At 40.7% G+C, this 9,565-nt stretch carries 10 protein-coding genes; all 10 read left to right on the top strand.

All coding sequences use genetic code 11. From position 1 onward, the window contains the following. Window positions 1–86: 86 nt before the first annotated feature. The 10 genes from ACF8CV_RS10710 (at window position 87) to ACF8CV_RS10665 (ending at window position 7,930) form a co-directional block, all read left to right on the top strand. Complete coding sequence (locus ACF8CV_RS10710) at window positions 87–680, top strand: toll/interleukin-1 receptor domain-containing protein (RefSeq protein WP_058966883.1); 594 nt, start codon at window positions 87–89, stop codon at window positions 678–680. Window positions 681–824: 144 nt separating this feature from the next. Next, a complete protein-coding gene (locus ACF8CV_RS10705; RefSeq protein ID WP_138937957.1) occupies window positions 825–1,433 on the top strand; it encodes a pyridoxamine 5'-phosphate oxidase family protein in 609 nt (202 codons plus the stop codon). Window positions 1,434–1,579: 146 nt separating this feature from the next. After that, on the top strand, window positions 1,580–2,431 hold the full coding sequence (locus ACF8CV_RS10700; protein WP_138937958.1) for a hypothetical protein: 852 nt from the start codon (window positions 1,580–1,582) through the stop codon (window positions 2,429–2,431). 70 nt (window positions 2,432–2,501) lie between these two features. Then, a complete protein-coding gene (locus ACF8CV_RS10695) occupies window positions 2,502–2,975 on the top strand; it encodes a hypothetical protein (protein WP_138937959.1) in 474 nt (157 codons plus the stop codon). 745 nt (window positions 2,976–3,720) lie between these two features. Then, the gene (locus ACF8CV_RS10690) at window positions 3,721–3,963 is read left to right on the top strand and encodes a hypothetical protein (RefSeq protein ID WP_138937960.1); all 243 of its coding nucleotides are present in this window, start codon (window positions 3,721–3,723) and stop codon (window positions 3,961–3,963) included. A 641-nt stretch (window positions 3,964–4,604) separates the two neighbouring features. Then, window positions 4,605–5,051, top strand: a complete 447-nt coding sequence (locus ACF8CV_RS10685) for a hypothetical protein (RefSeq protein WP_086609947.1) — start codon at window positions 4,605–4,607, stop codon at window positions 5,049–5,051. A gap of 144 nt (window positions 5,052–5,195) precedes the next feature. Continuing rightward, a complete protein-coding gene (locus ACF8CV_RS10680) occupies window positions 5,196–5,753 on the top strand; it encodes a hypothetical protein (protein WP_138937962.1) in 558 nt (185 codons plus the stop codon). 136 nt (window positions 5,754–5,889) lie between these two features. Then, window positions 5,890–6,258: a VOC family protein gene (locus tag ACF8CV_RS10675; protein ID WP_024701877.1), complete on the top strand. Its 369-nt coding sequence runs from the start codon at window positions 5,890–5,892 to the stop codon at window positions 6,256–6,258. 846 nt (window positions 6,259–7,104) lie between these two features. Continuing rightward, window positions 7,105–7,284 (top strand): hypothetical protein, encoded by a 180-nt coding sequence (locus tag ACF8CV_RS10670; RefSeq protein ID WP_155006992.1) that lies wholly within the window; start codon window positions 7,105–7,107, stop codon window positions 7,282–7,284. 211 nt (window positions 7,285–7,495) lie between these two features. Next, window positions 7,496–7,930, top strand: a complete 435-nt coding sequence (locus tag ACF8CV_RS10665; protein WP_029823822.1) for a GNAT family N-acetyltransferase — start codon at window positions 7,496–7,498, stop codon at window positions 7,928–7,930. Window positions 7,931–9,565 lie beyond the last annotated feature (1,635 nt).

Genomic DNA, 9,565 nt, shown 5'->3' with positions numbered 1-9,565 from the left:
TTTAGTGGTTAAGGTGGTATGCAGCAGCTTCGGCATTGCGTTGCTCACACCTTAACAGGGCGTTAGGCAAATAAGAAGGATTTTACATGAAGTACGATATTTTCATTTCTCATGCATCAGAAGACAAAGATGATTTTGTCAGACCTTTAGCTATTGCGTTAATAGAAAAAGGTTTCAAAGTTTGGTACGACGAGTTATCACTAGATGTAGGGGATTCGCTTCGCCAATCCATTGACAAAGGTTTAAAAAACTCGCGGTTTGGTTTGGTTATTTTGAGCGAGAAGTTCATTGAGAAAAAATGGACTGAATATGAATTAGATAGCTTTGTTAGCAAAGCTATTTCCAGTGAAGATAAAGTAATTTTGCCTATTTGGCACAAAATTTCTCATGCTGAGGTTGCTGATTTTTCTTTAGCTCTCTCTGATAAAGTGGCTTTGAATAGTTCAATGCCATTAGAGCTCATAGTTGCCAAGCTAGCTAAAGTTGTCGGGAACCCAAGAAGACCAGATCATCCTTTCCCGGATGGTCCGTGGGCAAAAGAACCGTGCCCAGAGTGCGGAAAAGATGCGAATCATATTGGTTATGAAACGACAACTCCCTCGGGTGCGTACGATATCGATTGGGTTGAGTGTCAAGAATGTGGCTACATTAGCGATAAAAATTACGTACAGATTGCCTAACAAGCAATTTAAGAGGGATTCACAACGCTTGGCACTTTTGCTTCTACTTCAAATTTAGTGTTTATGGCACAATGCGTTAGGTTGAGTGGTGGCGTTGTTCACCCCTTAATTGGGCGTTATACACTTATGAAGGAGCAAAATAGAATGTGTGAAATTAAAACGATAGAGCAATTAAAAGGAATTTACGCAGAGCCAAGTGCGAGAGCTAAAAATAAAGTTCTACCTGCTCTGGATGCTCATGCGATTACGCTAATAAATAATTGCCATTTCGCGGTTCTAAGCACCACTGATTCACAAGGCTATGTTGATCTCTCCCCAAAGGGAGGAGAGCCTGGCTTCATTAAAGTTTTAGATGAATCAACAGTATTGCTTCCCGATAGCTCGGGGAATAATCGAATAGATGGCCTTAAAAATATTATCAGTAACCCAAAAGTAGGGCTGTTGTTGATGGTCAATGGTATTGATGAAGTAGTTCGCATCAAAGGAACAGCGAGTATTCGTACTGACTCCAACTTGTTATCCGTTTGTCCTGATGGAAGTAAGTCTCCCAAGGTTGTTATCAAAATAGTGATAGAAAGTATGTATTTTCACTGTGCTAAAGCAGTGATGAGAGGGAAGCTTTGGTCTGATGACTATAAAGTAAATCGTTCAATTCTTCCTTCTTTGGCGCAAATCTTTAAAGATCAACAAAACTTAGAAAGTAACGCGATTAGCCAAGACGAAATGGTTAAGTATTACGAGTCAAGCCTTTAGAGCGTGTATAACAAGGCATTTAAGAGTGATTCACAACGCTTGGCATTTTCAGTTTAAGTTTGGGTTTTGTGTTTACGGGGGTATGGCTAAGTTTCGTGTTAGCGTTGCTCACACCTTAATGCGGCGTTAGCTTTTAAGAGGTAATTATGGAAACAGCAGAGATAGCTGAAAACTTTTGGGGGGATAAGCTTTATCAACAGAGAGCTAGAAAAGCACTCCCGTTCCTAGTACGACAAGCAATAGTCGGCGAAACAATATTCTATTCTGATTTGGCAGAAGAACTTGAAATGCCCAATGCAAGAAATCTCAACTATGTGCTAGGTTGTATTGGAACAACCCTAGAAGAGCTTGCTGAAGAAACTGAAGAAGAAATCCCTCCAATTCAATGTCTAGTCGTAAATAAGGCAACAGAACTTCCTGGCGAAGGGATTGGCTTGTTTATTTCAGACAAGGACTTTAAAAAATTAAGTAAAAAACAAAAGAAAAAAATTGTTGATAGCCAATTAACAAAAATTTATTCATACCCTGATTGGCTATGGGTTCTAGATGAACTCGAAATTGAGTATCCGGATTTTCCGAAGTTACCGGATGCGCCGTTTAAACATCAAGGTGGTGGTGAAGGCGTATTACACAAAGAGTTAAAAGAATACATCGCTAACAACCCAGCGGCACTGGGGTTACCTGATAGTTGCCCAAAAGGTGTAACTGAATTCAAACTACCATCTGGCGACTCTGTTGACGTAATGTTTGTTAACAGGTCGCAAATGGTTGCAGTGGAAGTTAAGTCAAGAATCTCAGATCAAGCCGATATATGTCGTGGCTTATTTCAGTGTGTGAAGTATCAAACAGTAACTGAGGCTATGCTTGGGGTTCAAGGAAAACCACAAAATGTACAAACGTTGCTTGTTCTAGAATCTAGCTTTCCCAAAGAGCTTATCGCAATAAAAAATATGCTAAGTATCAATGTCATGGCAAATATACGTGAGAAAAAAAGCTAACAAACTGTTCAAGAGGGATTCGCAACACGTGGCATTTTTACTATGCGTTGGTTTTAGTGTTTAAGTCTGTATGCAGAGGCTTTGGTATTGCGTTGCTCACCCCTTAACAGGGCGTTATGTTTTTACAGGAGTACTGAGCATCGACATAGATAGCATTTTAGATAAAGGTTTAAGTCAAGAAGAGAACCTTACAGATGTTGAATGGCCTGTTTTTGTGTTGGCATACTTTGAGTCAATAGCAGATATGGAAGGGTGGGATCATTTCTTTACCTACTCAATGAAGTGGTACTCTGCAATGTATGACCTCTTGCGTCGGGCCAATGATTTCAATTCCTTGAGAATATTGCAGGACTACAAAAATCATTTTTCGCAGCTAGGAGTTGAGTTTACAGCTCAAGCAATTGACAACTATCTTACAGAGGCATCAGATGATTATTTCACTAACTGCCCTGATTGGAGAGACAAGTTTAATGATTACTCAGAACAAAGGTGGGAGTTGGTCTCTGAGTACTACAAAAGTATCGGCGTCGAACTCAAAACATAACAAACTGTTTAAGAGTGATTCGCAACGCGTGGCATTTTTACTATGCGTTGGTTTTAGTGTTTAAGGTGGTATGCGGCAGCTTCGGTATTGCGTTGCTCACACCTTAACAGGGCGTTATGTACTTTTTAAGTTCAAAAGTTCTGGGTTTTGAATAATTTCCAATAAGATCAATCTACTGGATTTTATCGATCATGATTTTTATCGAATGAAATTGGGCATGTTTGTCACGAGTTCGCTTATTTTTGAAGCTCCGCGAACACCAATCGCGGAAGGCATAATTTCCTTGAAACGCCATCTCAATCGCTTCTCACTCTGTACTGAAAATTTGGTTGCACAAAAACTTTCTATGTCGCTGTCAATGTCTTTCTTTTGGTGTTGAACGTGCGTGCGCACAGAGGACAGTTAAAGCGTTTTGAGTTTGGGCTTTCACTGTGATTTAAATTCTCAAACATAAGTTTTGTGCATTGAAATGTTGGTAACAAAAGGATTAAAGTCAGGCACATAACAAGCGGCTCAAGAGGGACTGCCAACGCATGGCGTTTCCAGTCCCATTGAGCTGAAGTGATTACGGCTGTTTATTTAGGCTGTGCGGTAGCGTTGTCAGCCCCTTAGCCGGGCGTTAGCTATCTTTTCAAGTTTGGGCACAAAGTCGAATGTATTAAGTAAGAATACGAACTTACTTAGTGCTTTTGGTATTCTTAGTATTGTCGTTTTCCATGCGTGCGTTAATCTCATTGGAGGCAGTATGAATATCAGGTTTTGTGAAAAGTGCGAGAGAGAAACTGAACATACAGAAGCAATTAAGCAGAAACCCTCAAAATATGGGAAGTCAAAAAAAGAACAGTTCAAAGCGTTTCTAGACGGTTTCTTCAGTGGAGCAGCGGCTTCTTTGCCAGAAGGAGCATCATTGGAGTTAACAGACAGGTACATAGTTTGTCTTAAATGTGGTAAACAAACACTAGAAAATCACGGTACAGAATTTCAATAGCTCTCCTCTGTAGACAGAAAGCTAACAAACGGTTTAAGAGTGATTCGCAACGCGTGGCATTTTTACTATGCGTCGCGTTTGGTGTTTAAGGTGGTTTGCGGCAGCTCTTGCATTGCGTTGCTCACACCTTAACAGGGCGTTAGTTGCCAAGGGGAAAACGCAGCTAAAGCAGAATGTTTAGGGCTAATGTTCGTACATTTCTGGCTCGGTTTTGTATTTCAAATTTTAGCCTTTCAGTATTGTGCAAATCAGGCTTTGGTTTTTTGTGGTCGGACTTTCCGTTTCAGAAGCCAGTTCGCTTGTTGAGAGTCAACTCTGTGATATTGTCTTTTCAAATGAGCTTTTTGGTGTTGTTAGGCTGTATTCTACGGCGTTGTATATTCCAAGTGGTTTTCAGTGACAGGCGCTTTGAAACTGCGCCTGATTTGAGTTTCTTAAAACACGTAAAACTAGTGTTGGCAAAGCGGCAATTAACATCAAATCAAAGCCTTAGGTTTGGCAACTAACAAAGCATTCAAGAGGGGTTCACAACGCTTGGCAGTTTTGGTTTGAATCAGCTTTAGTGTTTACGGCACAATAGTTTAGGTTGGGTGGTGGCGTTGTTCACCCCTTAATGCGGCGTTAGGCTTACAGAGGAAACTATGAAAATATTGTATTCAGGCGGTCTACAGGTTCGCTCTCACGATGCACAAGAACGCTTGTTAAATGTTAATACCTTCTTAGAAGGTGAATTTGCTTTCCACAACTTGTATCGAGAAGTTAAAGCAAGCGATTTTCCTATTGCTCAGGATTGCTTTGGCGACCAATTCCTTATTCGAGATAATTTGGTAGTTAAGTTGAATGCTGAAACTGGTGAGATTGATGAATTTGGTTGTACCTGGGAGCAATTTTTGGCTTGGGTAGACGAGGACCCAATTGAAAGATTGAATATTCCAAGCGATTTGGATCTAAAGGTTGGTCAGCTGTTATTTGCTTATCCGCCTTTTTGTACTGTTGAAGGCAGCAATGCATCAATAAAAGCAATTGATGGTATTGAGCTAATCAGCTTTCACGCAGATTTTGCAAGGCAGATAAATGGTAAAAGTTAAGCCTAACAAGGCGTTTAAGGCAGATTCCCAACGCTTGGCATTTTTCATTCCATCGTTGGGTATTGTGTTTACGGTGCAATGGTTTAGGTAAGGTGGTTGGCGTTGCTCACTACTTAACGCGGCGTTAGCTTTTTGGAGGATTAAATGACTATTCATATAGTCTTGGTTTTCGGTATGTTAGGTACTTTATTGCTAGCATTGGATGTGGCTAAATCAAGTATCCTTCGTAGAATTAGTATTATGTTTAGGCTGATGAAACGAGTGCAGTTTAGATTTGATGTGTTTTTCAAAGATGATTTAACTAAAACCGAGCAAACAGTCTTTTCTACAATTAAGGCACTCAGTGTCTATTCATCTCTATTAGGCTATCTACTTTTCTACCCTTTACTTGAAAATGAAAGTGCCCATAAAACTTTTGTGTGGATCATTTTTGGTGTTATCTGTTTTATTGCTTGGTTTTACTTAGTTATAAAAATCGCAGATCATTTTCCATTTCTACTGACGGTAACCAATTGGACTCTGAATGTTGTTCTGTTTGTGTACTTTGTAATGTTTTCATTACTCGGTGTGCTGTTAAAATTAATTATCGGTGTTTGCATTTCTGCTGAGAAAGAGTTTATTGGTACACATCAAGCTCCCCGTTTTTTTGGAGTGCTTCTATTGTTTGTAAGTTTTGCATTGCAATTTTGGGCACAAAGCTAACAAACAATTTAAGAGTGATTCAGCACGCTTGGCATTTTTGGTTTGGGTTAAGTTCGGTGTTTACGGTGGTCAAATTAAGTGTCGTGGTCGCGTGCTTCACACCTTAATTGGGCGTTAGGGCGCAAGGAGTAAAATGATGATTCATCACATAGATCATATTGTTCTCACAGTCTCCGACATAGAAAAATCAGTGGACTTTTATAAACGGGTTTTGTGCATGGAAGAAGTAACTTTTGCCAATGGCCGTAAGGCAGTAACGTTCGGAAATCAAAAGATTAACTTTCAGCTTCTTGGTCAAGAACCACGAAATGTAGCTAATGTTGGTTCAGGTGATGTTTGCTTAATTTCAGATTGGCCGTTGACATCAGTGGTAAATCATTTAGTCAAAGAAAATGTCAAAATCATTGAGGGTCCAGTCGAAAAATCAGGAGCTGTTGGTGCAATCCAATCGGTCTATTTTTTGGATCTTGATAAAAACTTAATAGAAGTCAGCGTGTATCAATAGGCTCTGCGCCCTAACAAACTGTTCAAGAGGGATTCGCAACGCGTGGCATTTTCACTATGCGTTGTTTTTAGTGTTTAAGGTGGTGTGCGGAAGCATCGGTATTGCACTGCTCACCCCTTAACAGGGCGTTAGTTTGCAAGAGGAAAAACGCAGCTATATCGCAAGATCTAGTGGTAAAAGCTCAAAGTCGAAATTGTCGTATCGGCGTTCAAGTTCAGTGTTAACTAGCGTGGTGAAAATCCAAAATTGGCATCGTTTCAACGGTTGATTTGTTCTTTGGTGCGGCGACTTTTGGGTTACCTGAGTTGAACTTTTTTGCTGAAACTCTGCTCGTTGAGTTTGTTGGTACAAAAGCCGATGTACTCGCTGAAATAGCGTTTTCTCTGGTGTGGTAAGTTTATGTGGTTTCAGTGGCTTTGTTGAAAGTCCGCATTGTGAGATTGGTTTTCCAAAAGCGCTTTTTGGTGTTGTTAGTTCGTTTTCTGCGGCGTTGTTTGTTCCACGTAGTTTCATTGAGTAGCCGCTTTGAGACTACGCCTGACTTAAATGCATCAAAGTACATAAGGTTTGTTGTTTTCAAAATTTAAAATAATGTAAAATCAATGCTTTGGGTTTACAAACTAACAAACTGCTCAAGAGGGATTCACAACGCGTGGCATTTTTACTATGCGTTGAATTTAGTGATTAAGGTGGTTTGCTGCGGCTTCGGTATTGCGTTGCTCACCCCTTAGCAGGGCGTTAGTTACCAACGAGGAAAACGCAGCTAAAACAGAGTGTTTAGGTCTAATCGTTCTTGTGCTTTGCTCGATTCTGCACTTCGAACTTCGGGATCTTGGTTCGCGGAAATTGAGCTTCGATCTTTTCCTAGTTTGGTTTGCCGTTTCAGAAGCCGATTTACTTGTTGAAAGTCAGCTTTGTGGCATTGTTTCTCCAAAAGGTCTTTTTGGTGTTGTCAGTTCGTTTTCTACGGCGTTGCGTGTTCCAAGTGGTTTCAGTGACAGGCGCTTTGAAACTGCGCCTGATTAGAGTTTTTAATACACGTAAAGCTAGTGTTGGCAAAGGGCAATTAACTTCAAATCAAAACTTTAGGTTTGGCAACTAACAAAGCATTCAAGAGGGATTCACAACGCTTGGCAGTTTTGGGTTGAATCAGCTTTAGTGTTTGCAGCACAATAGTTTAGGTTGGGTGGTGGCGTTGTTCACCCCTTAATGCGGCGTTATGTGCTTGGAGGAAAAATTGGTAGTGATACGAGAAATGGATATCTCAGATTACCCGCAAGTAATTGAGTTATGGTCAGAAACTGAAGCAATGTTGTTGAGAGATGCTGATTCCAGAGAAAACATAGGCAAGTACCTGGAGCGTAATCCCAACCTAAGTTTTGTCGCACTAGATGGTAACAATGTTGTGGGTGCAATATTGGTCGGCACAGATGGTCGCAGGGGTTATGTCCAACATTTAGCGGTAAATTCAAGTTGTCGTGGTCAAGGTATTGGTGCAGCACTAATATCAAGAGCTGTAGACGCATTATCAGAAATCGGTATAGCCAAAACACACCTTTTCGTAGCCAATGAAAATATCAACGCTCAAGCTTTCTATGAAAAGCTAGGGTGGTTTGCTCGTGATGAGGTGCGCATGTTTTCGTTCAATACGTCGAGCTGTGGCAACGTTTAACAACGCACATAACAAAGCGTTTAAGAGGGATTCACAACGCTTGGCAGTTTTGGTTCAAAGTTTAGCTTAAGTGTTTATGGCACAATGGTTTACGTCGGGTGGCATTGCGTTGTTCACCCCTTAACGCGGCGTTAGTACGGGGTTGGCATCAACGGTAAAAATTTAGGTGTTTGTCTGTTTCGTTTTCTAGCTTTACACCGGATCAAATGTGCCTTTCACGTTCTTTCCGGTGGCACTATATGCGGAGTGCTCGCATTGATTTCACCGTTTACGGTTTCTAACTTTTGGGCTATTTCGTTGGCGCTGTTTCTTTTGTGTTGTTGGCTTTTTAGCCTTCAATTCGGTACTTTGGTGTGGCTGTATTAAATCTGGTGACCGAATCCTTTGCTAATTTGAAACCAGTCAGAATAGGGAAGTTTGGCGTGTTTTTCTTCTAGCCAACTTGCGTTATGAAGTTGAGTTCTAGTTTGGCAGTTGTCCCTTTAGCTTCAGCGTTTTAAGCCACAAGTTTCGTGCGATATTTCAATATCTTGGTGCAGACCAAAAGGTTTTGGAACAGCGTACTAACAAACAATTTAAGAGTGATTCGGCACGCGTGGCATTTTGGGTATGCGTTGGTCTTAGTGGTTAAGGTGGTATGCGGCAGCATTGGTATTGCGTGCCTCACACCTTAATTGGGCGTTAGTTGCCAACGAGAAAAAACGTACCTAAAGCAGAATATTTAGGGCTAATGTTCGTGTGTTTTTGGCTAGGTTTTCGTCTTTCAATTTCTAGTTATTTGGGCTTGTGAAAATCATGCTTTGGCTTCTTGTTTGGTTTGGGTTTTCTGTTTCAGAAGACGCTTTGTTAGTTGAAAGTCAGCTCTGAGGCATTGTCTTTCCAAAAGGTTTGTTCGGTGTTCAAAGTCCGTTTTCTACGGCGTTGTAAATTCCAAGTGGTTTCAGTGAAAGTCGCTTTGAAACTGCGCCTGATTTGAGTTTTTCAAAGCACATAAAACTAGTGTTGGCAAAGCGGCAATCAACTTCAAATCAAAGCCTTGGGTCTGGCAACTAACAAAGCATTCAAGAGGGATTCACAACGCTTGGCAGTATTGGTTTGGATTAGCTTAAGTGTTTACGGCACAATGGTTTAGTTTGGGTGGAATGCGTTGTTCACCCCTTAATGCGGCGTTATATTGATTTTCAAGTCCAGGGATTATAATGGGTGAGTTATTTAACACTCTGATGGTTTGTGCGGTGTTGGCTTCATTGTTTCCGCTTATAAAATCCAGCAAGAGTTTTTATGATGAATGGAATGAAATGGAGAATGAGCATTGGCGTTCTAGAGGGGCTCCACCGTTCGTAGTGTTCCATTTTGGTATGTTCTTATTTGTCCCAATGCTTTTCGGCAAAGATCTGGATCAACTGAATAATAAGAGGTTGATAAAACTTAGGAATGATCTCAGGTACAGCTTTGCTATTTTTTCGCTACTGTTGTTCGCATCCCAGTTAAATCAATAAATTGGTTTTGGTAGCATCAATATAACAAGGCGTTTAAGGCGGATTCACAACGCTTGGCGATCTCAGTTTAAATTGAATTTAGTGTTTAAGGTACAATGGTTTAGGTTTGGTGGTTAGCGTTGTTCACCACTTAACG

It is taken from the genome of Vibrio sp. zbq_1, assembly GCF_043102935.1.
GTDB lineage: Bacteria > Pseudomonadota > Gammaproteobacteria > Enterobacterales > Vibrionaceae > Vibrio > Vibrio parahaemolyticus.
Note: the sequence above shows the minus strand (reverse complement) of the source record. Positions and strands in the feature narration are given on the sequence as shown.

What these genes read in the sequence shown, in the direction of transcription:
- ACF8CV_RS10710 (WP_058966883.1), top strand. Translation starts at nt 87, where the DNA reads ATGAAGTACGATATTTTCATTTCTCATGCATCAGAAGACAAAGATGAT.
- ACF8CV_RS10705 (WP_138937957.1), top strand. Translation starts at nt 825, where the DNA reads ATGTGTGAAATTAAAACGATAGAGCAATTAAAAGGAATTTACGCAGAG.
- ACF8CV_RS10700 (WP_138937958.1), top strand. Translation starts at nt 1,580, where the DNA reads ATGGAAACAGCAGAGATAGCTGAAAACTTTTGGGGGGATAAGCTTTAT.
- ACF8CV_RS10695 (WP_138937959.1), top strand. Translation starts at nt 2,502, where the DNA reads ATGCAGAGGCTTTGGTATTGCGTTGCTCACCCCTTAACAGGGCGTTAT.
- ACF8CV_RS10690 (WP_138937960.1), top strand. Translation starts at nt 3,721, where the DNA reads ATGAATATCAGGTTTTGTGAAAAGTGCGAGAGAGAAACTGAACATACA.
- ACF8CV_RS10685 (WP_086609947.1), top strand. Translation starts at nt 4,605, where the DNA reads ATGAAAATATTGTATTCAGGCGGTCTACAGGTTCGCTCTCACGATGCA.
- ACF8CV_RS10680 (WP_138937962.1), top strand. Translation starts at nt 5,196, where the DNA reads ATGACTATTCATATAGTCTTGGTTTTCGGTATGTTAGGTACTTTATTG.
- ACF8CV_RS10675 (WP_024701877.1), top strand. Translation starts at nt 5,890, where the DNA reads ATGATTCATCACATAGATCATATTGTTCTCACAGTCTCCGACATAGAA.